Source organism: Litoreibacter albidus (assembly GCF_900107015.1).
Classification (GTDB): domain Bacteria; phylum Pseudomonadota; class Alphaproteobacteria; order Rhodobacterales; family Rhodobacteraceae; genus Litoreibacter; species Litoreibacter albidus.
In genome coordinates, this window is the sequence record NZ_FNOI01000001.1 from 636,065 (window position 1) to 662,324 (window position 26,260).

Consider the following 26,260-nt stretch of genomic DNA (forward strand, 5'->3'; position numbering starts at 1 on the left):
GTCAATTCTGCCTCGGAACAAGTCGAGAACAAGTAGGCGGATATCGTGACAGGACCAAACACGGCATTGGCGTTTATGGTGCGCCCGTGCAAACCAACGCGCGGCGCACGGCACATCTTGCTGGAAGACATTGCGGACGGGCTGTTTCGCGGTCCTGCGAAACTGGGCCACGGGATCGACCTGTTGGTGCGTGACGCGCAGGCGCAATCCTTCCCGCAGGCCAAGGCGCTCTCTCTCATCCCTGACATTGCCGTGCCGCATGTTTTGGACGGGCCAAATGGCACACGCGGCTTGTTGGTGTTTGACGGCACTTTGATCGACGCGCTGATTGAGCAGCAAACGCTGGGCCGCATATCAGCCGCCCCACGGGTGGAGCGTCCGGTCACCGCGATTGATGCCGCCCTCAGCACCGGATTCGCGCAGGCGGTGGTGGGCAAGCTGGCGGAGGTGAGCGTTGATCGCCGCGACGCGAGCGCCTTGGCTGGCTACAACTGCGGTGCGCCGCAAACCGACCGCGCGGCGCTTAGCTTGGCGATGTCGGAAAGGTCATACGACGTTCTAACCCTGACGTTGGATTTGGGGCCGGGACTGAAAACAGGGACAGCGGTTTTGATGTTCCCTGCTGCCATTGATCCGGCCAAACCCGTCCGCCAGCAGGTGAACCCCGATATGGTGGCCGCATTGCAAGACAGCGAATTGCACCTACGGGCCTATCTGCCGTCTGTGCGCCTGCCGGTGAAGACCTTGTTGGGCTTTGATGACGGCACCATCATCCCGTTGCCTGACGGAATTTTAGGGCGTGCGCAGCTGTGCGACCGGAGGGGCGTGACGCTGGGCAAGGGGCGCTTGGGCCAACTCGGCGGGCACCGCGCCTTCCGGCTGAACGGCGCACCGCCGCCCGCGCAGACGCCGACCGTTGAGATGGACGTGCCGCCGCCCGCCGCCTTGCCGAAAGAGGCCTTGCCAGAACCACTGCCCGACATGGGGGAGGATCGCGTCAGCCCAGAACCTGCCGCGCTTGAAACCTAGGCGCCGCGCAAACAAAAAAGGCACCCACAAGGGGTGCCTTTTCCGATATCTAGAACGCTAGAATTTAGCAGCTGTAGTACAGTTTGTACTCGATTGGGTGCGGTGTGTGCTCGTAGGCGTAAACCTCTTCCCACTTCAGTTCCGTATAGCCATCGATCTGCGACTTGGTGAACACGTCGCCAGCCAGCAGGAACTCGTGATCTTCTTCCAAAGCGTCCAGCGCTTCACGCAAAGAGCCACAAACCGTCGGGATGTTCGCCAACTCTTCTGGCGGCAGATCGTAAAGGTCTTTGTCCGAAGACGGGCCCGGATCGATCTTGTTTTTGATGCCGTCAAGGCCAGCCATCAGCAAGGCCGCGAAGCACAGGTAGGGGTTCGCCGCCGGATCAGGGAAGCGGGCTTCAACGCGCTTGGCTTTGGGGTTCTCGGCCCATGGGATACGTACACAACCCGAACGGTTGCGTGCGGAGTAGGCGCGCAGAACCGGAGCCTCAAAGCCCGGGATCAGGCGCTTGTAGGAGTTGGTAGACGGGTTGGTAATCGCGTTCAACGCTTTGGCGTGCTTCAGGATGCCGCCGATGAAGTACAGCGCTTCCTGCGACAGGTCAGCATATTTGTCGCCTGCGAACAGTGGCTTGCCGTCTTTGAAGATCGACATGTTCACGTGCATACCGGTGCCGTTGTCGCCAGCGATTGGCTTCGGCATGAATGTCGCTGTTTTGCCGTAGGCGTGGGCCACGTTGTGGATCACGTATTTGTACTTCTGCAGCTCGTCCGCTTGGTGCGTCAGGGAGCCGAAGATCAAGCCCAGCTCGTGCTGGCAAGACGCCACTTCGTGGTGGTGCTTGTCGACCTTCATGCCCATGCGCTTCATGGTGGAGAGCATTTCGCCGCGCAGGTCTTGGGCTGCGTCGGTTGGGTTCACAGGGAAGTAGCCGCCCTTGATGCCCGGGCGGTGGCCCATGTTGCCCATCTCGTACTCGGTGTCGGAGTTCCAAGAGGCGTCTTGCGCGTCGACCTCGAAGGACACTTTGTTCATCTCAACCGAGAAGCGAACGTCGTCGAACAGGAAGAATTCAGCCTCAGGGCCCCAGTAAGACACGTCACCGATGCCGGTGGTCTTCAGGTAAGCCTCGGCCTTTTCGGCGGTGCCGCGCGGGTCGCGGTCGTAAGGCTCCATGGTGTCGGGCTCTACAACCGTGCAGTGCACGCAGATAGTTTTTTCGGCGTAGAAGGGATCCATATACGCGGATTTCGCGTCTGGCATCAGCTTCATGTCGGACTCGTCGATGGCTTTCCAGCCCGCGATGGAGGAGCCGTCAAACATGAAGCCCTCTTCCAGGAAGTCCTCGTCAACGAGGTCAGCAACGATGGTCACGTGCTGCAGCTTGCCGCGTGGGTCGGTGAAACGGATGTCAACGTACTCGACACCCTCGTCCTTGATGGTCTTCAACAAATCTTTGTTGCTCATCTGACCGTTCCTCTTCTGTCAGTTAAGATAGTGTATGATTACAACGCGTCGTCGCCGGACTCGCCGGTACGAATGCGAATGGCTTGCTCCACAGTGGAGACGAAGATCTTGCCGTCACCGATCTTGTCGGTTTTGGCGGCCTCGATGATCGCTTCAATCGCGCCATCAAGCTGGTCATCGGCCAGCACGACCTCGATTTTAACTTTCGGCAGGAAGTCGACGACATATTCCGCGCCGCGGTACAGTTCCGTGTGACCCTTCTGGCGGCCAAAGCCTTTGACCTCGGTCACGGAGAGGCCTTGAATGCCCAGCTCCTGCAGCGCTTCTTTCACTTCGTCCAATTTGAACGGCTTGATAATCGCTTCAATCTTCTTCATCTCAGACCGACTCCCTTTGCTCGTCTTGATTGGGTCAGACCACTTTCAATTGGGCGGCACAATCGGCAGACTGTCGTTGGGGCAGGGAACCGCCTAGCTCGAACATGATGTGCTTAATTTTTGGGCAAACTGGCGTGAAAGTGTGCGAAATGAAAACTTCTGACAGCGAAGGTGTTCCGAAGACAATCACTAGCGACGAAATGCGCGCGTTGGAGCAGGAGGCCATCGCATCGGGGCGCGTCACCGGACTGGAACTGATGGAGCGCGCCGGTCAGGGCGTTGTTGAGGCCATTTTTGAGGAATGGCCCGCGATGGCAAAAGACGCGCACCGCGCGGTGGTTCTATGCGGTCCGGGCAACAATGGCGGGGATGGCTATGTCGTTGCGCGCTTGCTGCGTGATGCGGGGTGGGGCGTCGAGGTGTTCGCATACGGGGATACAAGGTCACTGCCGCCCGACGCGCGCACCAACTACGACAGGTGGATGCTCAACGGCAGCGTGTCGGAGATCGAACACGCCTTGGACACGGATTATTCCAAGTGCGATTTGGTTGTGGATGCGCTCTTCGGGATCGGCCTGTCGCGCCCGATTACGTCACCTGTGCTACGCGACGTGTTCAAGCACCTTTCGCGGGCCGCGCAGCCCGTGCGCGTCGCGATAGACGTCCCGTCTGGGGTGGACAGCGAGACAGGGCGCCCACCTGACGGTGGATCAGCGTTGCGCGCTGATCTGACGGTCACATTTCACGCATATAAGCCGTGCCATTTGCGGGAGGCAGGGGCTGGCGTGATCCCGCCCCCAGCGGCACTGGCGCGCTTTGTTAAAGTAAAGGATATCGGCCTATGAGCTTAGAAATGACGCCGGAGCGGATTGAGCTGCTGCGCAAACGCCCTGACCAGCACAAATACAGCCATGGCTCTGCCTTGGTCCTGTCCGGACCAGCGTACCGCACAGGCGCCGCACGTCTGGCGGCGATGGCGGCGTTGCGTGTGGGCGCAGGGGTGGTGACACTCGGCGCGCCGCAAGATGCGTTGCCAGAATGCGCGGCGCAGTTGACGGGGATCATGCTGCGCGAGGTGTCGGAGGCCTTGGATCTGTCGTTGATCTTGGCGGAGGACAAGCGGATCAACGCGCTGTGCATCGGGCCTGGCTTCGGGGTGGAGCGGGCGCAGGGCGCCATCCTGCGCGCGGTGCTTGCCGCGCAGCGTGCGGTGGTCTTGGACGCCGACGCGCTCAGCCTCATGGCGCAGGACCGCGAGTTGTTCACCATGATGCACGAAGCCTGCGTGCTGACCCCCCATGCGGGAGAGTTCCGTAGGCTATTTCCGGGCTTGGGCGAGGACCGGAGCCCCTTCACCCTAGAAGAAAAGAAAGACGCGACCCAACGCGCGGCGGACCTGTCGGGCGCGGTCGTGCTCTATAAAGGCGCGCAAACGACCGTGGCCGCCCCAAACGGCGAAGAGGTCTGGGTGCTTGATACGGGGGCGGAGCCGTCAGCCGCGTGGCTGGCGACCGCTGGGGCGGGCGATGTGCTGGCGGGGATGATCACGGGGTTGCTGGCGCGCGGGTTTGCGCCGGATGTGGCCGCGCAAACGGGCGCGCAATTGCACGCCATGGCGGCGAAAATGCTGGGCGCTGGCCTGATCGCGGAAGACCTGCCGCAGCAAATTCCGTATCTGTATCGCGATTTAGGGGTTTAGCTTTACGACGAAATAGGGCCCCGCAATCGCGAGGCCCCGTCTGCCAATCGTCTTGTGTAGCAAGTGGTTGGTAGCGGTTAAGCGGCGACGAGTGCGCCTGTTGGTGTCACAGCATTTTCTGCGACGAAGCTGGAGACAACTTCAACGCCGTCAGCGTAGAAAATTTCTTCGCTGTCAAAGCGCAGCTGGTACAGGTCGTGCAGGTCCAGCTCTGGATCTTCGGTGATGTGTTTGCCATCGACCATGTTGTTGATGTTCACGATAACCATGTCGCGGCCAAACAGCATCTCTGCGCGCCAGTCGCGAACCATGACCTCTTGATCAGGGGCAACCATCATATCGGTGTTGGGGCGCGAGAAACCCAAGGTGCCTTGGCCTACGCGGATCGGGCGCATCATGTGGCGCTCTACATGCAGTTCGCGCAGGGTGCGGGTGCCGTTGCGGGTCACGATGCGGTCGCCAGCTTCAAGGCTGGAAACGGGCAGGTAGCCGCGCAGTGTCAAAACTTGTGATCCATCCAGAAGGCCGATCAACTTGATGTCGTTTTCCCCGTGGAACGTTTTGTGCATGTTGGCAGACATTTGAGCACTCCGATCATTTTATTGTTACTTCATCCGATGTGTAATGAGTGAAGTCGAAATGAGGCAGAAACTGGACACGACCCTGACAAGTCCAAGGCGTTGTCGGTATCTATTTGTGGCTTTTGCCCCCTGCGGTAGGGGTTCCCTTACCTTTAGATGTCGAATTGTTTTATTTTCGTCTCGCATCCTGTGACGGGCTTTGCTACATGGGCGCCAAGCAGGCTTTGGAGGCGACTCTTTAGCCAGTACAGTTATGCGGGTGTGGCGGAATGGTAGACGCACCAGATTTAGGTTCTGGCGCCGCAAGGCGTGGAGGTTCGAGTCCTCTCACCCGCACCAATATATAAAGGACGACTAATATGAAGGTCACCGAGACCCTGAACGAAGGCCTCAAGCGCGGCTACAATATCGTAGTCACTGCGGCTGAGATGGAAGAGAAAGTGAACGAAAAGCTTCTCGAGGCTCAGCCCGAAGTCGAGATGAAGGGCTTTCGCAAAGGCAAGGTGCCTATGGCGCTGCTGAAAAAGCAGTTCGGTGACAAGGTTATGGGCGAAGCGATGCAAGAAAGCATCGACGGCGCAATGTCCAAGCATTTTGAAGAAACCGGCGATCGCCCTGCGATGCAGCCAGAAATCAAAATGACCAATGAAAACTGGAAGCCGGGCGACGACGTAGACGTCTCCGTTTCTTACGAAACACTGCCAGAAATTCCTGAGGTTGATCTGAAGAAGATCAAGCTGGAAAAGCTGGTTGTGAAAGCAGAAGACAAAGACATCGACGAAGCTTTGGCCAACTTGGCTGAAAACGCGCAGAACTTTGAAGACCGCAAAAAGGGCTCCAAGTCGAAAGACGGCGACCAAGTCACCATCGACTTCCTTGGTAAAGTAGACGGCGAAGCCTTCGAGGGCGGCGCAGCAGAGGACTACCCGCTGGTTCTCGGCTCCAACTCCTTCATCCCTGGTTTTGAAGAGCAGCTGGTCGGCGCAAAAGTTGACGAAGACGTAGAAGTTAAAGTCGACTTCCCAGCCGAGTACCAAGCAGAGCATCTGGCTGGCAAAGCCGCCGTGTTCGAGTGCAAAATCAAAGCTGTTAAAGAGCCTAAAGCCGCTGAAGTGAACGACGAGCTGGCAAAACAGTTCGGCGCAGAAGATCTTGCCGCGCTGAAAGTTCAAATCGCAGAACGTCTTGAAGCTGAATTCAGCGGCGCTGCACGCGCTGTTCAAAAGCGTAAGCTGCTGGACGAGCTGGATACTTTGGTCAAATTCGAGCTGCCACCATCGCTGGTTGAAGCCGAAGCAGGCCAAATCGCGCACCAGCTGTGGCACGAGGAAAACCCTGACGTTGAAGGCCACGATCACCCAGAGATCGAAACCACAGACGAGCACAAATCCTTGGCCGAACGCCGCGTTCGCCTTGGTCTGCTGCTCGCCGAGATGGGCCGCAAAAACGAGATCGAGGTGACCGACGCCGAGATGACGCAAGCGATCATGAATCAAGCCCGTCAGTATCCGGGCCAAGAGCGTCAGTTCTTCGAGTTCGTGCAGCAAAACCAGCAGATGCAGCAGCAAATGCGTGCGCCAATCTTTGAAGACAAAGTCGTCGACTACGTTTTTGAGCTGGCTGACGTGACAGAGAAAAGCATCAAGAAAGCCGATCTTGAGAAGGCTGTAGAAGCACTGGAAGACGAAGCTTCCTAAGCTTCTGAAAACAAACAGATATTAAAGGTCGCCCGTAGGGGCGGCCTTTTTTGTTGCCGCAAAAGCGTCTGCGGCCCGTCGCAGCATTTGCCTAACTTTGCTGAAATTTGGTCTCAATTGCCCCGCATGGTCAGAGGACAGAAAGCAAAGAGGGAATGTACAATGACGCTGATGGATTTCACACTGGACGCACCGGAACAGCAGCCTTCTGTTGATGTGAAACGATCGGCAACGGGGTACAGCATCCGCGAGGCGAAGATGGAAGGCTGGCGCATCATGGCCGCGCGCGCCGCGACCGCCGCACTTTGCTTTGGCATGATGGCCGCGGGCGGCATGGTCTGGACCCTAGCCGACGCCAGCTTCCCCGGTGACCCGTCGATGACCAAGGCCATTCTGTCCACCGCTATCTATATTGTCGCCGCCGCTTTGGTTGTGAACGGCGCGTTCGCCAGCAGCCGCGACGAGGTGCAGGTAAACGTGAAAGATCGCGTTTTGCACGTTTTGACACGCGCGCCCTACGGCATGTTGCAGTCGCGCCGAACATTTCGTTTTGAAGAAATCAGCCGCATTGAGCTCAGCGACGCCGACTTGATGACGGAGCTGCGCGGTGCATTGTCTCGCTGGGACTATGGCAAAATCACCCTGACGGCAGGCCAGAAGCACATCAACCTGTTTGGCGGCGATATGATGGATCTGGAGCCTTTGCTGCGCCGCTTGCGCCAAGACGCGGGCGTGGCATAATCACCTGATAAATCACACGATCATGCGGTCTCTTTGCTGGGCAGGGGGGCCGCTTTTTTGTGCGCGCAGTGTCTCAGCCCACGAAAAAGGCCGCCCAAATCTATGGGCGGCCTTAAATCTGTTAGTCGACGGGACGGCTTAAGCCTTGTCTTCGTCTTCCTCAGCGGCCGGGGCTTCAACAGCCTCGGCCAATTCTTCGTCGTCAGCCGCCGCAGCGCCCATATCGTCGAACAGTTCGGAGATTTCGAACTCTGCTTCAGCTTCTGCTTCAGCGGCCAGTTCTTGGATCGACTTGCCGGAGGCTTGCAGTTCTGCTTCTTCAACCGAGCGTGCAACGTTCAGTGCGAACGATGTTTCGACTTCAGGGTGCAGACGTACAGTCACGTCGTGAACGCCGAGGTATTTGATCGGGCGTTCCAGCACGATTTGACCACGGTCAACGGTGAAGCCTTCAGCTGTTGCGCTGTCTGCTGCGTCACGGGTGGTGACGGAGCCGTACAGAGCGCCAGCGTCGGAAGCTTGGCGAATCACGATGAACTGCTGGCCACCAAGTTTTTCAGCCATTGCTTCGGCTTCTTTCTTGGTCTCCAGGTTGGTTGCTTCGAGCTGCGCTTTTTGCGCTTCAAAGACAGCCATGTTGGCTTTGTTGGAGTTCATCGCCTTGCCTTGTGGCAAGAGATAGTTGCGGGCGAAGCCCGGCTTTACGTCTACGATTTCGCCCATTTGGCCGAGTTTCGCGACGCGTTCCAGAAGGATTACTTGCATGTGCTTTGCTCCTTACTTCACTGCGTAGGGCAGCAGGGCCAAGAAACGTGCGCGTTTGATGGCACGGGCCAGCGCACGCTGGTTCTTGGCGCCAACGGCTGTGATACGCGAAGGTACGATTTTGCCGCGCTCGGATACGTAGCGCTGCAGTGTGCGGGTGTCTTTATAGTCGATCTTAGGCGCGTTGTCGCCTTCAAACGGATCGGACTTACGACGGCGGAAAAATGGTTTAGCAGCCATGGTTTAGCTCCTTATTTTCAGGTCAACAAAATTAGTTACGAGGGCGGCGTTCACGCTCGTCGCGCTTCTGCATCTGGACGGATGGACCTTCTTCGTGCGCATCAACCTTGATGGTCAAAACGCGCATGACGTCGTCATGCAGGCGCATCAGGCGTTCCATCTCCTGAACAGCTGCGGCTGGCGCATCTGAACGGACGAAGGCGTAGTGGCCCTTGCGGTTTTTGTTGATCTTGTAGGCCATAGTCTTCAGGCCCCAGTACTCGTGCTCGACAACTTTGCCGCCATTGTCCGACAGGACTGCGGAGAAGTGCTCGATAAGACCTTCAGCTTGTGTGTTGCTCAGGTCTTGGCGCGAGATAAACACGTGCTCATACATTGGCATGTGTAATTCCTCTTACTTTTAAGGCGTGCTTCACAGGACGGGCAATCAAGACCTTCGCACCCATCCACGAGTGGCATCGCGGTTCAAATAGTTTCACGAAGGTCCGCGCGGTATAGCAGGGATCGGGCAGGGCGCAAGCCTTGTGCGCCTTATTTTACAGATTGTTGGCACCCTGCGACCGCTCCGCATTTACGCACACAAACTGTTGATGGGCAGCGGATTGCCTTTCACGGCGTATCCGCCAACTTAAGAGGTGAGAAACAACACCCTTTGAAAGGACATCAAATATGAAATCCATCGCCTTGGCCGCAGCGCTCGCGCTGACCTCGACCACCGCATTTGCCGCTGACACTTACACGCTGGACGCGAGCCACAGCCAAGTGCTGTTCAGCTACAGCCACCTCGGGTTCTCCACCACATACGGCATGTTCTCCGGCTTTGAAGGCGAGATTTCCTTTGATGAAGCAGATCCAGCCGCCTCCACGGTGTCCGTCTCCATGCCCGTAAACAGCATGTTCACCGGCTGGGAGCAGCGCACCGGTCACTTCATGTCGCCTGACTTCTTTGGCGCGGAAGATGGGGATATGGTCACCTTCACCTCCACCGGCATTGAAGTCACAGGCGACACGACCGCCAAGATCACCGGCGATCTGTCGATGAACGACGTGACCAAATCCGTGGTGCTGGACGCGCAGCTGAACAAATCCGACACGCACCCGATGGAAGGCAAGCCGTGGTTAGGTTTTGACGCGACAACCACCGTTCTGCGCTCTGACTTCGGCTTGGGCGCCTTCGCCCCCGCAGTGAGCGACGAAGTCGAGGTGAAAATCTCCATTGAGGCGAAAAAAGCCGAGTAAACCGCGACTCCGATCTTACCGCGCTAAGTTAAGCCCCGTCTGGCACATCCTGCTGGCGGGGCTTTTTTGCGGATTTATCAGATGAGTGCGGAGAAGCGCGATTGACAGCATTATCGAAAAAAGGCACAAATTTTGAAATTATAGTGAAATATTGAGATTTTGCGCTTGGGAGGGCCTCATGTCAAATCAACCTACCGCAGCCGTTATCGGGCTGGGGTCAATGGGCTGGGGTGCGGCTGTGTCATTGCTGCGCGCGGGAATTCAAACTTACGGTGTCGACATCCGTGCGGATGTCACGGCGGCCTTTGCCTCTGAGGGCGGCACTGGTTGCGCCACGCCAAGCGAGGCCAGCGCGAATGCCGACGTGGTGTTCGTCTTCGTCGTCAACGGCCAACAAGCCGAGGACGTGTTGTTCGGTGCGCACGGTGCTGTGGCGACTGCAAAGCAGGGAACGGTGTTCGTCACCTGCGTCACGATGGAGCCATCGCGCGCCACGGATTTGGCCGCACGCATAACGGACGCAGGCATGCTGGCGATTGACGCGCCAGTGTCCGGCGGATCGGCCAAGGCCCTGACGGGGGAGATGACGATTATGGCGTCCGGCCCAGCAGCGGGCTTTGACAAAGCCGCGCCCTGTCTCGATGCCGTCGCCACCAAGGTCTACCGCTTGGGCGACGCGGCGGGCAAAGGCTCGCAGGTGAAGATGATTAACCAACTTCTGGCGGGCGTTCACATCGCCGCCGCAGCCGAGGCGCTGACACTGGGGGCGAAGATCGGCCTTGATCTGGAGATGCTGCATGAGGTCATTCAGGAATGCGCTGGCAACTCTTGGATGTTCGGCAACCGCGGCGCACATATTGTGCAGGGTGATTACACGCCCCATTCGGCGGTCGATATATTTGTGAAGGATTTGGGCATCGTCACGGGGGAGGCTGATACTCACCCCGTGCCGTTATCCCACACCGCCTTGGCGCTGTTCAAGGAAGCCTCCGCCGCTGGCATGGGCCGCGAGGACGACGCGGCGGTGGCGAAGCTGTTGGCACGTAAAGGCGACATCAAACTGCCGGGCATGTCATGACGGTTCTGGGCTGCATCGCGGATGACTTCACGGGGGCCACGGATTTGGCGGGCCTGCTTGCGCGCTCCGGCGTGAAGGTGAATTTGCACATGGGGGTGCCAGACGGCCCGCCCGAAGACCCCGCCGCCTTCGAGGTGATCGCCCTGAAATGCCGCACGGAGCCTGTAGCGGAGGCCGTTGCCGAATGCCTGCGTGCGCTGGACTGGCTGCAAGCTGCGGGCGCAGCGCGCTTCTTTTGGAAGTATTGCTCAACCTTTGACAGCACGGCGGACGGCAACATTGGCCCCGTGGCAGAGGCATTGATGGCCAAGCTCGGCGCAGATCAGACGATCTATTGCCCCGCGTTCCCAGAGAATGGCCGCTCCATCTTCATGGGGAACCTCTTCGTGGAGGAGCAGCCGCTGGCGGAAAGCCCGATGCGTGACCATCCGTTAACCCCGATGCGTGACAGCAACCTGATGCGGCTCCTTGCGCCGCAGGTGACGAAGCCCGTGGGGCTGGCAAACCGCTTGGTGGTGGAGAAAGGGGCCGCGGCCCTCAAAACCCGCTTGGCCGCGCTAAAGCGTGACGGCGTGGCGCATGTGGTTGTGGACGCCGTGTCAAACGATGACCTGTCGGTCATCGCCGAGGCCTGCCGCGACATGACGCTTCTGACGGGCGGCAGCGCGGTGGCGATGGCTTTGCCCGCGCTCTACATGAAGGACGGGACGCTCGCCGCAGATGCCCCCAAACTGGACGCACCGACCTTAGAGGAGGGCGCTATCGTGCTGTCGGGCAGTTGTTCCGCCATGACGCGCGCCCAAGTTGCGGCCTATCTGGAACACGCAGACGGCTACCGTCTGGACCCGCTCGATCTGGCGCAAAACGGCGCAAGTGCTGCATTGGCGTGGCTGGAACAGCAACCTGCAACACGCGCAAAGATCATCTATGCCACCGCAGAGCCCGATGCGGTGAAAGCCGCGCAAGACAAGCTGGGCGTCGCCAAGGCGGGCGCCGTGGTGGAGGACGCCTTGGCAGCCTTGGCCGTCAAGGCCCGCGATCTTGGCACGCGCCGTTTTGTGGTGGCCGGCGGGGAAACATCAGGCGCGGTGACGAAGGCGCTTGGCGTGACACAGCTGACCATCGGCGCGGAAATTGCGCCGGGTGTGCCGTGGTGCTTTGCGCAAAGCGCAGGCTGCGACATCGCGCTGACGCTGAAATCCGGCAACTTCGGCGCGGTGTCATTCTTTGACGACGCGCTCGCCAAGCTTTAGTTGCGGGTCGCCGTCAAGGCGACCTCCACCGCGACATCAAACCCGAGGGAGCTTTCGTCGGGATAGCTCTCTCCGACGTTGAAGCTGGTCCGGTTCAGCCGCGTCTGCCCCTGCATGATCGCCGTGTCCCCGTCGATATTTAGGGAGAACGGCAGCTCCACAGGCGACGCGATGCCCTTTAAGGTCAGCGTGCCTTTCGCGATATATGTGTCCAGATCCGCCAAGATGTCAGCCTTGAACACGGCGGTGTCATGCGCTGACGCATCAAGGAAGTCCGCGCCCATTGCCTGCGCCGTGACAGAGCCTAGGCTGAGGGAGCCAACGGCGATCTGCACCTCCACACTGCCGTGGCGGCCGTCTGCGTCCGGCTCCTCGGAAAAGTCGATGGCGGCGGTCCAATCGGCAAAGCTGCCTTGGACATCGCTGCCCAACTGGCGCACGGTGATCGCCAATGTGCCGTCTTGCACACTCCAGTCACTTTGTACGGCCTCCAAGCGGGGCGTTGCGGGCGCGGCCCCCTCGGGGGTTGCGAATAGCCCCAAGCTCAGGCCAATGACCAAGGCCAGAAGATACGCCCCCACGGCCCCCAAGATCGGTGCGACGGAGCGGTGCTGCGCAGGGATGTGATCCGGCACGGTGATGCCCGGTGTCATGCGCTTTAGGGTGGCGTCCTTGTCGATGAAGTGGTGCTTCAGTGCCCCCGCAACATGCAGCAAGATGGAGACAGCCAGAACCCGCTCGAACACGATGTGCAGCGACGCGAAGGTGTGGGCCACGCCGTCGTCCTTTGGCACAAAAGGCAGGCCTTGCCCGAACGGCCACCAGATCGGCGCGAAGCCCGTCGTGGCGGCGTGATGTATCCACCCCGTTAACGGCACCAGCACCAAGGCGGCATACAGCGTCCAATGCACGATTTCGGCCAATGTGGCCTCCAGCCGCTTGTCGGCGTTCAGCAAGGCGGGTTTGGGTTGGCTCAACGCCCAGCCGATGCGGGCTAGGGCGACCCAGAAAATCACCAGCCCCAACGTCTTGTGAACGGTAAACATCTGCGCCTTGTAGGACAGTGCCTCGCCGGTGTCGTAGGGCAGGTCGTTGGCGTAGATGCCCAGCGGGATCATGGTGATCACCAGCAAGGCAATCAGCCAGTGAAAGCTTTTGGTAACGGACCCATAGGTCGCCGTGGTGTTGCCGCGCATCTGGCTGCTCCTGAAAAACATGGTGGTCTAGGTAGACCCCAGTTCGCCTACGCTGGAAAGCCAAAAGCATGCACATGATTTGTGCGTGAACGCGTTGGGGCGCTTGTGAGGGGGCGGCGGGTCGGGTAGACCATGGAAAAAACACCTGAAGCATATAGGGGAGCAGCCAATGCGCGCATTTGTATTTCCGGGCCAAGGGGCTCAGACCATCGGGATGGGCCGCGATCTGGCCGACACCTACCCAGACGCCAAAGCCATATTTGACGAGGTGGACGACGCCTTGGGCGAAAAGCTCTCAACGCTGATCTGGGAAGGGGAGCAAGACACGCTGACCCTGACGCAAAACGCACAGCCCGCGCTCATGGCGACGTCGCTGGCCGTTATGGCCGCGCTGAAGTCCGAAGGTGTCGGCGTTGACGCCGCTTCCTTCGTGGCGGGGCACTCGCTTGGTGAATACTCTGCCTTGGCTGCGGCCGGTGCGATCAGCGTCTCCGACACCGCGCGGTTGTTGCGTGCGCGGGGCTTGGCCATGCAAGAGGCCGTGCCAGTAGGTGTGGGCGCAATGGCGGCGCTGCTCGGGCTTGATTTCGAAACGGTGCAAGCCGTCGCGGCAGAGGCTGCGGGCGACGAGGTGTGCCAAGCCGCGAACGACAACGATCCCGGCCAAGTTGTGGTCTCCGGCCATAAGGCAGCGGTGGAGCGCGCGGTGGACCTCGCCAAAGAGCGCGGTGCCAAGCGTGCGGTGCTGTTGCCCGTCAGCGCGCCGTTCCACTGTGCCTTGATGGAGCCAGCCGCCGAAGCGATGGCCGTTGCCTTGGATAGCGTTGAAATTCAGCGCCCGTCCGTCCCGTTGGTTGCCAACGTCCGCGCCAACGCGGAAAGCGACCCGACAACGATCCGCAGCCTGCTGGTGGAGCAGGTGACCGGCTCCGTGCGGTGGCGCGAAAGTGTCAGCTACATGGGCGCGCAGGGCGTGACCGAGATTTGGGAGGTCGGCGCTGGCAAGGCGCTCTCCGGTATGATCCGACGCATCAACCGCGACATCGCCACGCGTGCCATCGGCACGGCGGCGGACGTGAAAGCCGCGGCGGACGCGCTGAACGCATAAATAGGGGCGTGCTTGCACGCTAATACACATTAAGAAGGGGCAGTAACATGTTCAACCTAGACGGAAAATCGGCGCTCATTACGGGTGCGTCCGGCGGTATCGGCGGCGAGATCGCCAAAAGCCTGCACGCACAGGGCGCCACCGTGGCGCTGTCCGGCACCCGTGTGGAGCCACTGGAAGCCTTGGCGGCGGAGCTGGGGGAGCGCGCGCATGTGTTGCCCTGCAACCTGAGCGATTTCGAGGCCGTCGACGCGCTGCCAAAACAGGCGGTCGCGGCGATGGGCGCTGTCGATGTGCTGGTGAACAACGCAGGAATCACCCGCGACAACCTGTTTATGCGCATGTCGGATGAGGAGTGGCAGTCGGTGATCGACGTTAACCTGACCTCAACCTTCAAGCTGTGCAAAGGCGTTCTGCGCGGCATGATGAAGGCGCGTTGGGGCCGGATCATCAACATCTCAAGCGTTGTGGGGGCCACGGGAAACCCGGGGCAGGGTAACTACGCCGCATCCAAGGCCGGTATGGTTGGCATGTCCAAATCGCTGGCCTATGAGGTCGCGTCACGCGGGATCACGGTGAACTGCATCGCGCCGGGCTTTATCACGACACCGATGACAGAGAAGCTGACGGACGACCAAAAGTCCGGCATCCTCGGGCAAATTCCTGCCGGTCGGATGGGCGACGCAGGCGAAATTGCTGCGGCCGCACTGTATCTGGCAAGCGCCGAAGCGGGTTATACCACAGGCACAACGCTGCATGTGAACGGCGGAATGGCGATGATCTAGGCGCTGCGGCGCGGCGTCTTCTCTGTGGTCACCGGTGGGTTGCATAAGCGTTTGCGTTCCCTATTTGGTGTGCTATAGGCGGCGCAGATATTGCTGGGGGCAACCCTCCGGCTGCCGCAGTCGCGGCGAGATAACAGGCCAAATGGTCAATACCAACTGGGTGGGGGAACTCGCCCGCCACAATTCGGGGATGTCCCGAGCAATTACGAGGAATACATCATGAGCGATATCGCAGTCCGCGTTAAAAAGATCGTTGTCGAGCACCTTGGTGTTGAAGAAGACAAAGTTGTTGAAAACGCATCGTTCATCGACGATCTGGGCGCAGACAGCCTCGACACCGTTGAGCTGGTAATGGCGTTCGAAGAAGAGTTCGGGATCGAAATCCCTGACGACGCTGCAGAAACCATCCAGACTTTCGGCGACGCGACAAAATTCATCACCGAAGCTTCCTAAGTTTTTAAGCTTTTACGAAATTAAAAGTGGCGCCTTCGGGCGCCATTTTTTTTGTGCGCTGCGGCAGGCTTAGGACGCTTGGAGCCGCTTGTCGGTGAACGGACGTGAAAGTGATGCACGATAGGGCCTGAACAGGGCCGATTATCTTGTTCATGCTATTGCGAATCCTACCCGATTTTGTGCACTTTAGCTCACCGATCGTTTCTGGAGTTCTCGTGTCCCTTTTCATAATCGTCGCACTGCCTTTCCTTGGCGCACTTCTACCGGGTTTGATGAATTCCGCAGGGCGGTCCGCCTGTGCTGGCGTGACATTTGCCGTGTCTCTGGCGGCCTTCGTGGGCCTGCTGACAAACCTGCCGATGGTCCTCGAAGGGGAGGTCGTGACGGCACGGGTCGACTGGATGCCCGCCTTGGGGCTGAACTTCACCCTGATGCTGGACGGGCTGGGCTTTTTCTTCGCGTTGCTGATCTTGGGCATCGGCCTGCTGATCATCGCCTACGCGCGCCAATACCTCAGCCGCGACGACAATATGGGCGAATTTTTCACCTATCTGTTGCTGTTCCAAGGCGCGATGGTGGGGATTGTTCTGAGTGATAATATTCTGCTTTTGTTGGTGTTTTGGGAGCTCACGTCGCTGTCGTCGTTCCTGCTTATCGGCTATTGGAAGCACCTGCCGGAGGGGCGCCAAGGCGCACGGATGGCGCTGACGGTCACCGGCATGGGCGGCTTGGCGATGATCGGTGGCATGCTGATCTTGGGCCAGATCGTCGGCAGCTACGACCTCAGCGTGATCTTGGAAAACAGGGATTTGATCCAAGCGGACCCGCTCTATGTCCCCGCGCTGGTGTTGATTCTGTTGGGATGTTTCACCAAATCCGCGCAGTTCCCGTTTCATTTCTGGCTGCCCCACGCCATGGCCGCGCCGACGCCGGTGTCGGCTTATCTGCACTCCGCCACGATGGTGAAGGCGGGTATTTTCCTCATGGCGCGGATGTGGCCGGTGCTGTCGGGCACGCCCGAGTGGGTCATGATCGTCACCAGCGCAGGCTTGGTCACGATGGTGCTGGGCGCCCTGATCGCGCTGTTCAAGCATGACCTGAAGGCGTTGCTGGCCTTCTCCACGGTGAGCCACCTTGGCCTGATCACCATGCTTTTGGGCACCGGCACAGCCTTCGGCGCGATGGCCGCGGTGTTCCACATCCTGAACCACGCCACGTTCAAGGCGGCCTTGTTCATGTCGGCGGGCATCATTGACCACGCGGCGCACACCCGCGACATCCGCCGCCTTGGGGGCCTGCGCAAACTGATGCCGGTGACCTTCATGATCGCCTCCCTCGCGGCGCTGTCCATGGCGGGTATCCCGTTGCTGAACGGCTTCTTGTCCAAGGAAATGATGCTGGAGGAGGCCAACCACACTGTGCTCTTCGGCAGCGCTTGGTTGGTGCCGGCTTTGGCGACCTTCGGCTCGCTGCTGTCCGCCGCCTATTGTTTCCGCCTGATCGGGCATGTGTTCTTGGGGCCGGTGCGCGACGATTACCCCGCAGAGCCGCACGACCCGAACGCGGGTCTTTGGATGCCGCCAGCCATCTTGGTGGTTCTGGTCGTCGCCATTGGCGTCGCACCGTTTCTGGCAGAGCCTTTTGTGAAACTGGTCACCGCCTCCGTGCTGGGCGATACGGCAAAGGTGCCAAGCGCCCATTTCAAAATTTGGCACGGTTTGGTGCCCGCGTTGTTCATGTCGATCATCGCGGTGGTCGGCGGCTTGGCGGTTATGGCCATCTTCACACCAGCGCTGCGCTTGTGGGACAGGGCACCACGGCCCGAAGCGAAAACCATCTTCGACGCAATGTTGGAGAGCGTGGCCACGCTGGCGCAAAAACTCATCCTGCCCCTGCATAACGGCGCGTTCACCCGCTATGCGGCCATCGCCAGCGTCGCGATCATCGCGGTGGGCTACCACGCGTGGGTCACAGGAACCGTGGGGGCTGCGACGCGCAGCGTACAAACCGCGGGGCCGGTGTTCATCGCGGGGTGGCTGATGCTGGTCGCGGCGACGGGCGGCATGGTGTTGATGCACCGCAACCGCCTGCTGTCGCTGATCCTGATCGGCATCGTCGGTCTGATGGTCTCTGTGGGATTCGTGTTCTTCAGCGCGCCGGATTTGGCGATGACGCAGTTCACCGTGGAGGTCGTCACGATCATCCTGCTGTTGCTGGCGCTAAACTTCCTGCCAAACCGCACCCCGATTGAGAGCACCGTGCTGCGCCGCGTGCGCGACACGGGCGTGGCGGTCGCAGGCGGCTTGGCCACCTTCGCGCTGGCGTATTACTACCTGCTGCGCGATGCAGTCGACACGCCGATCTCCGAGTTCCATCTGGCGAGTTCCTACAAAGGCGGCGGCGGGACCAATGTGGTCAACGTGATCCTTGTAGATTTCAGGGGCTTTGACACCTACGGCGAGATCATCGTTTTGGGCATCGCTGCGCTGTTGATCTACGCGCTGACCGAGGCACTGCTTGGCGGTCCTGTGCGCGCGCGCTTGCTGAACCGCCAGCCGGATCAGGCACGGGCAGGGGACGTTCACCCGATGATGATGGTGGTGCTGACCCGCGTGATTATGCCGGTGGTGATCTTGGTCGGCTTCTACATCTTCTGGCGCGGCCATAACGAGCCCGGCGGCGGGTTTATCGCGGGGCTTATCGTCTCCATCGGTGTGGTGATGCAATATATGGCCAGCGGCTTCGCGTGGACGTCGTCGCGCCTGCGCTACCCCTATCACGGGGTGATCGGGGCCGGTGTTCTGATCGCAGGCCTGACGGGCATCGGGTCGTGGTTCGTGGGCAAGCCGTTCCTGACGTCGGATTTCACCTATGTGCGCATCCCGCCCTTCGAGAAGTTTGAGCTGGCGACCGCCGCGTTGTTTGATCTGGGTGTGTTCTTGGCCGTGGTCGGTGCGGTGATGCTGTCGCTTGAAAGCTTCTCGCGCCTCGCGCGGCGTGCGCATATCGCCGATAACGAGCACCCTATGGATATTGACCCGTCGCGCGGCGATCCGGCGCAAATCGGCGCAAAACCCGCGACGGAGGAAAGCTGATATGGAATTTCTAGTTGCCTCCGCCATCGGCGTCCTGACGTCGGGTGGCTTGTACCTCATGTTGCGCTTGCACACCTTTCCGGTGATCTTGGGCATGTCGCTGCTGACCTACGCCGTGAACGTTTTTCTGTTCGCATCGGGCCGCCTGACCGTCGGCGCCCCCCCAATCCTGAGCGACGCGACCGTCTACACCGACCCGCTGCCGCAGGCGTTGGTGCTGACGGCGATCGTCATTTCGTTCGGCATGACGGCGGTTGTGGTGATGATCGGCTTGGGCGCGTTTCTAGGCTCCGACGATGATCACGTAGATGATCCGGCGGACGATCCGGTCACCGCAGACGACGAAGTTGAGGGCACATCATGAACCACTGGATTATTGCCCCCGTCGTGCTGCCCGCACTGCTGGCGCCTTTCATTGTGCTGGCCGCGCGCTATCACATCGGCATCCAGCGGACGTTGTCTGTTGCTGGTGTCCTCGCGCTGATCGGCATCGCCTTGGGCTTGGCACTGCAGGCGTCGGGCGGCACGATAGTGCTCTACCAACTTAGCGACTGGGCCGCACCTTTCGGTATCGTTCTCGTCGGTGACCGCCTGTCCACGCTGATGGTTTTGCTCACCGCAGTACTGGCGCTATTTGTGCTGCTGTACGCCATCAGTTCCGGTTGGGACAATCGCGGGCGGCACTTTCATGCGCTGTTCCAGTTCCAGCTTATGGGGATCATGGGCGCGTTTCTGACGGGCGATTTGTTCAACCTGTTCGTGTTCTTCGAGGTCTTGTTGATCGCGTCTTACGGTCTGATGATCCACGCGGGCGGCAATGCGCGGCTGCGTGCGGGCGTGCAATATGTGCTTTACAACCTCATCGGCTCAACGCTGTTCCTGTTCGCGCTCGGCTCCATCTATGCTGAAACCGGCACGCTGAATATGGCAGATCTGGCCAACCGCGTGGCGATGATCGGGCCGGAAGATACGGTGGGTATCCGTGTGGCGGCGGTGTTGCTGCTCTTGGTGTTCTCCATCAAGGCGGCGTTGGTGCCGCTGCATTTCTGGCTGCCGTCCAGCTATGCGGAGGCCCCCGCGCCGGTGGCGGCGCTCTTTGCGATCATGACGAAGGTGGGGGCTTACGCCATCATTCGCGTCTACACGATGATCTTCCCACCCCAGCTGGAGGTCACGTCTGGCTTGCACGACGTATGGTTGCTGCCGGCGGCGTTGCTGTCACTGGCCATCGGCATGATCGGCGTTTTGGCCGCCAAGCGGCTGGACAGGCTTGTGGCGTTCTCCGTGATCGGCTCAATGGGGATGGTGCTGGTGTCGATTGCGCTGTTCACGCCGGAGGGCATCGCGGCCGCGCTCTATTACATCGTGCATTCCACCTTGGCGGGCGCCGTATTGTTCCTGATTTCCGATCTGGTGCGCACGGGGCGCGCCAATCTCGACCTGACGCCGCAACCACCGGTCGCAGGCACCGCGCTGACGGCGGGGTTGTTCTTTGTGGGCGCTATCGCGATGGCGGGCTTGCCGCCGCTGTCTGGTTTCTTGGGCAAGCTTCTGGTGCTGGACGCGGCCTACGGCACAGACCTTGTGGTCTGGATCTGGGCGATTGTTCTGGGGTCCAGCCTGATCAGCATTATCGGGTTCTCACGGGCGGGCAGCATCCTGTTCTGGAAGGCGCATAGCGTCGCGCCGCTGGACAGCGACCCGCCGCAACCACGCCCTGCAACGATGTCGTACGTGGCCGTTGGCGGCTTGGTGGCCCTGCTGGTGGCCCACACCGCTTTCGCGGGGCAGATGCATGGCTATGCGGTCACCATGGCGGAGCAGTTGTTCGCGCCGGAGCCGTATATCTCAACGGTGCTCGACGCGCCGGGCAAGCTCAGCACACCATCGACGACGGGGGACTACTGATCATGTCACGCGCTTTCTACTGGCTCTTGCCGCACCCGCTGCTGACGCTGCTTCTGGCGGTGGTCTGGACCCTGCTTCAAAACGAGATTTCGGCAGGGATGGTCGTATTTGGCATCATCCTCGGGATCGTGATCCCGTGGGGCACCTCGATCTGGTGGCCCGATACGCCGAAAGGCTTCCGGTTGGGCAAAATGGTAACCTACAGCCTTATGGTGTTGTGGGATATTCTGGTGGCCAACATCCAAGTCGCTTGGATCGTGCTGAGTGTGCCGAACGCCAAGCTGAAACCCGCGTGGATCGTGGTCCCGTTGGAGCTGCGCCAGCCGGAGGCGATCACCGTCCTTGCCGGAACCATCACGCTGACGCCGGGCACCGTATCGGCGGATTTGTCGGACCAAGGGCACAGCTTGCTGGTTCATGTGCTGCACACCGACGATCCTGACGCGGTGCGCGACGACATCATGACCCGCTACCAGAACCGCCTGAAGGAGATCTTCATATGACGCTAGCTTCCGGACTTCTGGACGTCGCATTGATCATCGCGTTCGCGGCACTTGCCCTTGGGCAATTGCTGTCGATGGTGCGGTTGGTTTTGGGGCCAACCCCCGGAGACCGCATACTTGCGCTGGACACGATGGTGATCAACGCCTTGGGCCTGATCATTGTGTTGGGCATTTACTTGGGCGTTCAAATTTATTTTGAGGTCGCCTTGCTTGTCGCCATGTTGGGGTTCGTCTCCACCGTGGCGCTGGCGCGCTTCTTGCTGCGGGGGGACATCATCGAATGACTGGTGAGATTATCGGAACATATGCCACCGCGATTAGCCTGCTGATCGGCTCGGCCTTCATCATCGTCGGTGTCATCGGATTGTTGAAATTCAACGATCCCATGACCCGCCTGCATGCGCCTACAAAGGTGGGCACGATCGGGATCGGGATGCTGTTGCTGGCGGCGATGATCCATGCGTTCACCTTGGGGCAAACCTCCGTCCATGAGGTGTTGATCATGGCGTTTCTGTTTGTGACCGCGCCGATTTCCGCGCATTTCATTGCGAAGGTGAATATCCACACACGGACCTGCCAGACACCGCCACCGCCGCCGCGTGACGATACATGGTCGACGCTAAGCACGCCGGATCAGGAACCGCAGGCGGAGGCCGCGACTAAATCGTAACCCGAGCACTGTTCAGGTTTGCGCGGGTGGCTGGGCCAGAATCGTGACGAGTCGCGCTTCCGGTATTTCGGTTTTCATCACGAAACTGGCTTCATGCGTGTCCGTGCGCACTGCGTTTTTAAGCCGGACTTGGATGCTCTCGCGGCCCACGCGCACCAGACAGGATGCGCCTTTTTCGATATTTTCGGCAAACTTTCGGGTGTGCTTGGCCGCGATGCGGAAGGTGAACCCGCGCACGCTGAGCATCACCACCTGACCGGTGTAATCGCCGTCCTTGCCGTGCACCACCGCGTCAATACGGCATGGGTGTTGCTTCAGCATCATCGAGCGGACCCATGCGACGGTGTAGGGCGTGCCGAGGGCGAGCAGGGTAAACACCGCGAGGATGGAGTAGATGCTGGTCAAGCGAACCCCGCCTTGGATTGTCGCGTCACCATCGGTTTTGCGCGCAACTGCCTGCGTGATCAGCGCACTCATTGATTTGGGTTTGGCAGGGTCGCCTGCCTCTGGGTCGGGTTCTGTGCCGCAGAGTTCGTGCATCGTGCGTGTGGCGTCGGCGACGCGCGTTTGCAGCTTTTGGTCGGTCACGTAATGCACAACCGCGTTGCTGCCGTAGTCGACCGAGATTTGCGCCGCCTCGCGCAGTTTGGCGAATGTTCCGTTAATCTGCGTGATTTCCAAGGATCGCCAACGTTCATTCAGCAAACGTTCCAATGTCTTGGTATTCTTGCCGCGCACCAAGGCGTCCAACCGTTTCGCAGTGATGCTGTTAAACTGGCTGGCAGGGTCTGCGACCATCGGCGCGGCGCAACAGGCGCGAGATGGTTTCCATGCCCTGACAGGACGATTGCGCCAGCGCGGCGTTCGGTGCGAAAAACAGCGCAAACCCAAGGCACAACAGGCGAAACCCAGCCTTAAAGCGCGTGAAGAATGCTGAGATAGCGAAGGTGGTCATAAAGAGTGTCACACATGTTGGGCATTGGCTGTGATCCTCTTTGGGGCAGAAAGATTAAGGTTTCCTCTCCACGGCCCCCTTGCTTTGCATCCATTCGTACATATGCGGGCGGTAGCTGGTGAGCTCTTGCGTGACATCGGGCAGGGTGGCCATCTGCGCACGGTAGCTGCGCACGGTGCCCGACCAATGCAACGCGGGCAGAACGCTGTGCCGCTCCATGATGTTCAGCCACTCCAAAGTGACAATTAGTCCGCAATCACATAGCCATAGGCGGTCACGGGGCAGCGGGCTTTGGTCCAGCAAGGCGCTCAGCGCGGTGAGGCGTTTGGTAATCCCTGCGTGGGCCTCCTCTACCTCGGAACCGCTGCGCGTGGCGGGGTCCACGTTGGAAAAGAGCAGGCGCAACGCAGGTTCCAACCGCGTGTCGTGAAACCGCGACAGTTCTCGACATTTGGCGCGGGGGATAAGGCCCGTGGGCAGCATCGCGGGGCTTGGGTGCTTTTCCTCCAGGTATTCGGCGATAGCTTCGCTGTCGGTCAGGGTCAGATCCCCGTCAACCAGCGCGGGCAGGTTCCCCGTGGGGACCCGCGCCAGATAATCGCTGGTCGGGGGGATATCGCGCCACGCCACGCCCTTAGTGCGCAGGGCAAGGCGCAGTTTTGCGCAGTAGAGCGAATGGTCGACGGAGTAAATTTCATACATTTCCCCAGTGTAGCGCAGCCCCTTGAAGGCGGGAAGCCGCCACTCCATGTGATACGCAGTTGTGAATTCCCACGCTCATGCCTTGCCCCTATGGGTCGTGGGCGTGTAAGACGCGGGGGATAAACCTTGTGCTACAAAATAAAGGGGTGGGGTATGCGTCGAGTTGTGATTACCGGTCTTGGAATGGTGACGCCTTTGGGCGACGGCGTGGAGACCACGTGGAAGAATGCGTTGGCGGGAAAATCCGGCGCGCGCACCATTGAGAAATTTGACGCCTCCCATCTGGGAACCGGCTACGCCTGCGAGGTTCCCCGCGGGGAAGCCGAGGGCGAATTCAACGCGGCCACCTACATGGAGCCGAAAGAGCAGCGTAAAGTAGATGACTTCATCCTTTACGGCATGGCAGCGGCGCAACAAGCGGTGGAAGACGCGGGCTGGACGCCGGACGACAAACACGAGCTAGAGCGCACGGGCGTTATGATCGGCTCCGGCATTGGCGGGCTGTCGTCGATTGCGGACACGGCTGTGCTGATCAAGGAACGCGGCCCACGCCGCGTGTCGCCGTTCTTTATTCCGGGCGCCTTGGTGAACTTGGTCTCTGGCCAAGTGTCCATCCGTTACGGCTTCAAGGGGCCTAACCACGCGGTTGTGACGGCATGTTCCACCGGCGCGCACGCCATTGGCGACGCGGCGCGGTTGATTGCCTTGGACGATGCGGATGTGATGATCGCTGGCGGCGCGGAGAGCCCGATTTGCGAAATCGGAATTGCGGGCTTCAACGCGTGTAAGGCGCTGTCCACAAGCTGTGCGGATGACCCGACCAAGGCCTCACGGCCATGGGACACGGACCGTGACGGCTTTGTGATGGGCGAGGGTGCGGGCGTTGTTGTGCTGGAAGAGTACGAGCACGCCAAGGCGCGCGGCGCGAAGATTTACGGCGAAGTTCTGGGCTACGGCCTGTCGGGCGACGCGCATCACATTACCGCACCGCCCCCAGATCACGAGGGCGCAGAGCGCGCGATGCGCGCGGCTGTGAAACGTGCGGGCATTGAGCCGTCGCAGATCGACTACATCAACGCGCATGGTACATCGACCATGGCCGACACCATTGAGCTGGGCGCGGTGGAGCGCCTGTTGGGCGATGCCTGCAAAAACGCGGCTATGTCGTCGACGAAGTCGATGACGGGGCACCTGCTTGGCGCTGCGGGCGCGATTGAGGCTATTTTCTGCATCTTGGCGATGCGGGACAACGTGTGCCCGCCGACGATTAACCTTGATAATCCTGCCGTGGATACGGACATCAATCTGTGTGCAAACAAGGCAGTAGAGCGCGACGTTAATGTTGTTTTGTCCAACAGCTTCGGCTTTGGCGGGACCAACGCCTGCTTGATCATGGGGAAAGTGTAACCCGCCGATGTGGAAGTCTATCGCCTCGAATTTTCTGACCCTGTTTATATTGCTGCTGGTGGGTGCCGGTGCAATCGTGGGTTGGGGGCAATCGCAATACAGCAGCGAAGGACCGCTGGAGGACGCCATGTGTTTGCGCGTGCCTTTGGGCGGCTCCATGGCGCTGGTTTCGCGTGATCTGGAAGCCAAGGGCGCGGTGAGCAACGGGCGCATCTTTCGCATTGGTGCGGATTACGCGGACAAGTCGCAACAGCTGAAGGCGGGTAGCTTTCTGGTGCCTGCAGGCGCGTCTATGGCGGAGATCGTGGATATCGTGACCCGTGGCGGGCAGAACACCTGCGGCACGGAAGTTGTGTACCGTATCGGTGTTACCTCGCGCAGCGCAGTGGTGCGCGAGCTGGACCCAGCGACGAACGCATACGTTGAGACGGCCAAGTTCACGCCTGGCGTGGATGAAGCCCCGCAAGTGTATGTAGAGGCTCGTGACGACCGCGATGTGCGTTACCGCGTGGCGGTGGCAGAGGGCGCGACCAGTTGGCAGATCGCCGACAGCCTGCGCGCGCTGGACGTGCTGGAAGGCGAGATCGAAGCAACGCCCCCAGAGGGCAGCCTTGCGCCGGACAGCTACGAGGTGAAACCCGGTGACCTGCGCACGGATGTCGTGGCACGGATGACGGCGGCGCAAGAGAAGATTTTGGCAGAAGCTTGGGAGGCGCGCGACCCGTCGGTGCCGCTCAAGACACCTGAGGAAGCGCTTATTCTGGCCTCTATCATCGAGAAAGAGACGGGCATTGCAGAGGAGCGGCGTCAAGTGGCCAGCGTGTTTACCAACCGTCTGCGCCAAGGCATGAAGCTACAAACCGACCCTGCCGTGATCTACGGGATTACCCGTGGGGAAGGCGTGTTGGGCCGTGGCCTGCGCCGGTCCGAGTTGGACCGCGAAACGCCCTATAACACCTACGCCATCCCGGGCCTGACCCCGACGCCGATTGCCAACCCTGGCCGTTTGGCGATTGAGGCGGCGCTGAACCCCGACGAGACGCCCTATATCTTCTTTGTGGCGGACGGCACGGGAGGGCACGCATTTGCTGTGACGATCCAAGAGCACAACAAGAACGTGGCGGAATGGCGCAAGATCGAGGCGGCCAGAAAAGCGGAGAATTGATCCGCTAACCATTTGTTAAGAAACAGCGTTCGCAGGTTTTGCATCTGCGCATTATCTTGACTTTTGGGCCACAATAGGGGATAAGACCCCTCAAGACTGACGAATTGAGAAAGCGGCGCGGGTCATCAGACCCATGGCCGCTT

At 59.9% G+C, this 26,260-nt stretch carries 29 protein-coding genes and 1 tRNA gene; 20 read left to right on the plus strand and 10 right to left on the minus strand.

The window, feature by feature from the left end:
• Window positions 1–45 precede the first annotated feature (45 nt).
• Complete coding sequence (locus BLW66_RS03135; protein WP_139254515.1) at window positions 46–1,029, plus strand: FliM/FliN family flagellar motor switch protein; 984 nt, start codon at window positions 46–48, stop codon at window positions 1,027–1,029.
• 64 nt (window positions 1,030–1,093) lie between these two features.
• Here BLW66_RS03135 and glnA read toward each other — a convergent pair whose 3' ends face one another.
• Together glnA and BLW66_RS03145 are read right to left on the minus strand one after the other, a co-directional pair.
• Window positions 1,094–2,500, minus strand: a complete 1,407-nt coding sequence (glnA, locus tag BLW66_RS03140) for a type I glutamate--ammonia ligase (RefSeq protein ID WP_089944885.1) — start codon at window positions 2,498–2,500, stop codon at window positions 1,094–1,096.
• 38 nt (window positions 2,501–2,538) lie between these two features.
• The gene (locus BLW66_RS03145) at window positions 2,539–2,877 is read right to left on the minus strand and encodes a P-II family nitrogen regulator (protein WP_089944888.1); all 339 of its coding nucleotides are present in this window, start codon (window positions 2,875–2,877) and stop codon (window positions 2,539–2,541) included.
• Between the two features lie 149 nt (window positions 2,878–3,026).
• On the opposite strand from BLW66_RS03145, the gene BLW66_RS18245 reads away from it, so the two are divergent.
• Together BLW66_RS18245 and BLW66_RS18250 are read left to right on the plus strand one after the other, a co-directional pair.
• Window positions 3,027–3,722, plus strand: a complete 696-nt coding sequence (locus tag BLW66_RS18245) for an NAD(P)H-hydrate epimerase (RefSeq protein ID WP_342027811.1) — start codon at window positions 3,027–3,029, stop codon at window positions 3,720–3,722.
• Window positions 3,719–4,576: an NAD(P)H-hydrate dehydratase gene (locus BLW66_RS18250; RefSeq protein ID WP_342027812.1), complete on the plus strand. Its 858-nt coding sequence runs from the start codon at window positions 3,719–3,721 to the stop codon at window positions 4,574–4,576. The genes BLW66_RS18245 and BLW66_RS18250 overlap by 4 nt, the downstream gene beginning before the upstream one ends.
• A 77-nt stretch (window positions 4,577–4,653) precedes the next feature.
• On the opposite strand, the gene BLW66_RS03155 is transcribed toward BLW66_RS18250, so the two are convergent.
• A complete protein-coding gene (locus BLW66_RS03155) occupies window positions 4,654–5,157 on the minus strand; it encodes a Hint domain-containing protein (protein WP_089944891.1) in 504 nt (167 codons plus the stop codon).
• 255 nt (window positions 5,158–5,412) lie between these two features.
• On the opposite strand from BLW66_RS03155, the gene BLW66_RS03160 reads away from it, so the two are divergent.
• From BLW66_RS03160 to BLW66_RS03170, 3 genes are all read left to right on the plus strand, one after another.
• Window positions 5,413–5,496, plus strand: a tRNA-Leu gene (locus tag BLW66_RS03160).
• Window positions 5,497–5,516: 20 nt separating this feature from the next.
• Entirely contained in the window at window positions 5,517–6,854 is a 1,338-nt protein-coding gene (tig, locus tag BLW66_RS03165; protein ID WP_089944894.1) for a trigger factor, read from the plus strand.
• 162 nt (window positions 6,855–7,016) lie between these two features.
• Window positions 7,017–7,595: a hypothetical protein gene (locus BLW66_RS03170; RefSeq protein ID WP_089944897.1), complete on the plus strand. Its 579-nt coding sequence runs from the start codon at window positions 7,017–7,019 to the stop codon at window positions 7,593–7,595.
• Window positions 7,596–7,733: 138 nt separating this feature from the next.
• Here BLW66_RS03170 and rplI read toward each other — a convergent pair whose 3' ends face one another.
• The 3 genes from rplI to rpsF are packed head-to-tail and all read right to left on the minus strand — an operon-like array spanning window position 7,734 to window position 8,982.
• Window positions 7,734–8,360 (minus strand): 50S ribosomal protein L9, encoded by a 627-nt coding sequence (gene rplI, locus BLW66_RS03175; RefSeq protein ID WP_089944901.1) that lies wholly within the window; start codon window positions 8,358–8,360, stop codon window positions 7,734–7,736.
• A 12-nt stretch (window positions 8,361–8,372) separates the two neighbouring features.
• Window positions 8,373–8,600, minus strand: coding sequence for a 30S ribosomal protein S18 (gene rpsR, locus BLW66_RS03180; RefSeq protein ID WP_073139131.1), 228 nt, complete (start codon window positions 8,598–8,600; stop codon window positions 8,373–8,375).
• A 31-nt stretch (window positions 8,601–8,631) separates the two neighbouring features.
• The gene (gene rpsF / locus BLW66_RS03185; RefSeq protein ID WP_073139127.1) at window positions 8,632–8,982 is read right to left on the minus strand and encodes a 30S ribosomal protein S6; all 351 of its coding nucleotides are present in this window, start codon (window positions 8,980–8,982) and stop codon (window positions 8,632–8,634) included.
• 287 nt (window positions 8,983–9,269) lie between these two features.
• Between rpsF and BLW66_RS03190 the strand changes: the two genes are divergently transcribed.
• From BLW66_RS03190 to otnK, 3 genes are all read left to right on the plus strand, one after another.
• Window positions 9,270–9,839 (plus strand): YceI family protein, encoded by a 570-nt coding sequence (locus tag BLW66_RS03190; protein WP_089944904.1) that lies wholly within the window; start codon window positions 9,270–9,272, stop codon window positions 9,837–9,839.
• Window positions 9,840–10,017: 178 nt separating this feature from the next.
• The gene (gene ltnD / locus BLW66_RS03195) at window positions 10,018–10,917 is read left to right on the plus strand and encodes an L-threonate dehydrogenase (RefSeq protein WP_089944907.1); all 900 of its coding nucleotides are present in this window, start codon (window positions 10,018–10,020) and stop codon (window positions 10,915–10,917) included.
• Window positions 10,914–12,170: a 3-oxo-tetronate kinase gene (gene otnK, locus BLW66_RS03200; RefSeq protein WP_089944910.1), complete on the plus strand. Its 1,257-nt coding sequence runs from the start codon at window positions 10,914–10,916 to the stop codon at window positions 12,168–12,170. Before ltnD ends, otnK begins: the two co-directional genes overlap by 4 nt.
• On the opposite strand, the gene BLW66_RS03205 is transcribed toward otnK, so the two are convergent.
• Complete coding sequence (locus BLW66_RS03205) at window positions 12,167–13,366, minus strand: cytochrome b/b6 domain-containing protein (RefSeq protein WP_089944914.1); 1,200 nt, start codon at window positions 13,364–13,366, stop codon at window positions 12,167–12,169. The two genes, otnK and BLW66_RS03205, sit on opposite strands and share 4 nt — an antisense overlap.
• Before the next feature lie 169 nt (window positions 13,367–13,535).
• On the opposite strand from BLW66_RS03205, the gene fabD reads away from it, so the two are divergent.
• From fabD to mnhG, 9 genes are all read left to right on the plus strand, one after another.
• Window positions 13,536–14,474: an ACP S-malonyltransferase gene (fabD, locus tag BLW66_RS03210; protein WP_089944917.1), complete on the plus strand. Its 939-nt coding sequence runs from the start codon at window positions 13,536–13,538 to the stop codon at window positions 14,472–14,474.
• Between the two features lie 47 nt (window positions 14,475–14,521).
• Window positions 14,522–15,259 carry a 3-oxoacyl-[acyl-carrier-protein] reductase gene (gene fabG / locus BLW66_RS03215; protein WP_089944920.1) on the plus strand — a complete coding sequence of 246 codons (738 nt, stop codon included), beginning with the start codon at window positions 14,522–14,524 and terminating at the stop codon, window positions 15,257–15,259.
• Window positions 15,260–15,478: 219 nt separating this feature from the next.
• Window positions 15,479–15,712 carry an acyl carrier protein gene (locus tag BLW66_RS03220; RefSeq protein ID WP_089944922.1) on the plus strand — a complete coding sequence of 78 codons (234 nt, stop codon included), beginning with the start codon at window positions 15,479–15,481 and terminating at the stop codon, window positions 15,710–15,712.
• Window positions 15,713–15,927: 215 nt separating this feature from the next.
• Window positions 15,928–18,807: a monovalent cation/H+ antiporter subunit A gene (locus BLW66_RS03225; RefSeq protein ID WP_089944924.1), complete on the plus strand. Its 2,880-nt coding sequence runs from the start codon at window positions 15,928–15,930 to the stop codon at window positions 18,805–18,807.
• A gap of 1 nt (window position 18,808) precedes the next feature.
• The gene (locus tag BLW66_RS03230) at window positions 18,809–19,171 is read left to right on the plus strand and encodes a Na+/H+ antiporter subunit C (RefSeq protein WP_089944927.1); all 363 of its coding nucleotides are present in this window, start codon (window positions 18,809–18,811) and stop codon (window positions 19,169–19,171) included.
• Window positions 19,168–20,715 (plus strand): monovalent cation/H+ antiporter subunit D, encoded by a 1,548-nt coding sequence (locus BLW66_RS03235; protein ID WP_089944930.1) that lies wholly within the window; start codon window positions 19,168–19,170, stop codon window positions 20,713–20,715. The genes BLW66_RS03230 and BLW66_RS03235 overlap by 4 nt, the downstream gene beginning before the upstream one ends.
• Before the next feature lie 2 nt (window positions 20,716–20,717).
• The gene (locus BLW66_RS03240; protein WP_089944933.1) at window positions 20,718–21,218 is read left to right on the plus strand and encodes a Na+/H+ antiporter subunit E; all 501 of its coding nucleotides are present in this window, start codon (window positions 20,718–20,720) and stop codon (window positions 21,216–21,218) included.
• Complete coding sequence (locus BLW66_RS03245; RefSeq protein WP_089944936.1) at window positions 21,215–21,502, plus strand: K+/H+ antiporter subunit F; 288 nt, start codon at window positions 21,215–21,217, stop codon at window positions 21,500–21,502. Before BLW66_RS03240 ends, BLW66_RS03245 begins: the two co-directional genes overlap by 4 nt.
• A complete protein-coding gene (gene mnhG / locus BLW66_RS03250) occupies window positions 21,499–21,888 on the plus strand; it encodes a monovalent cation/H(+) antiporter subunit G (RefSeq protein ID WP_089944939.1) in 390 nt (129 codons plus the stop codon). Before BLW66_RS03245 ends, mnhG begins: the two co-directional genes overlap by 4 nt.
• Before the next feature lie 12 nt (window positions 21,889–21,900).
• Here mnhG and BLW66_RS03255 read toward each other — a convergent pair whose 3' ends face one another.
• From BLW66_RS03255 to BLW66_RS03265, 3 genes are read right to left on the minus strand one after another with little or no spacing between them, the layout of a single operon-like run.
• Complete coding sequence (locus BLW66_RS03255; RefSeq protein ID WP_089944942.1) at window positions 21,901–22,686, minus strand: hypothetical protein; 786 nt, start codon at window positions 22,684–22,686, stop codon at window positions 21,901–21,903.
• Window positions 22,658–22,855: a hypothetical protein gene (locus BLW66_RS03260; protein ID WP_170833376.1), complete on the minus strand. Its 198-nt coding sequence runs from the start codon at window positions 22,853–22,855 to the stop codon at window positions 22,658–22,660. Before BLW66_RS03260 ends, BLW66_RS03255 begins: the two co-directional genes overlap by 29 nt.
• A 42-nt stretch (window positions 22,856–22,897) precedes the next feature.
• A complete protein-coding gene (locus tag BLW66_RS03265; protein WP_089944948.1) occupies window positions 22,898–23,593 on the minus strand; it encodes a glutathione S-transferase family protein in 696 nt (231 codons plus the stop codon).
• 105 nt (window positions 23,594–23,698) lie between these two features.
• On the opposite strand from BLW66_RS03265, the gene fabF reads away from it, so the two are divergent.
• Both fabF and mltG read left to right on the plus strand, forming a co-directional pair.
• Window positions 23,699–24,952, plus strand: coding sequence for a beta-ketoacyl-ACP synthase II (fabF, locus tag BLW66_RS03270; protein WP_089944951.1), 1,254 nt, complete (start codon window positions 23,699–23,701; stop codon window positions 24,950–24,952).
• A 7-nt stretch (window positions 24,953–24,959) separates the two neighbouring features.
• A complete protein-coding gene (gene mltG / locus BLW66_RS03275; protein WP_089944953.1) occupies window positions 24,960–26,117 on the plus strand; it encodes an endolytic transglycosylase MltG in 1,158 nt (385 codons plus the stop codon).
• Window positions 26,118–26,260: the final 143 nt, after the last annotated feature.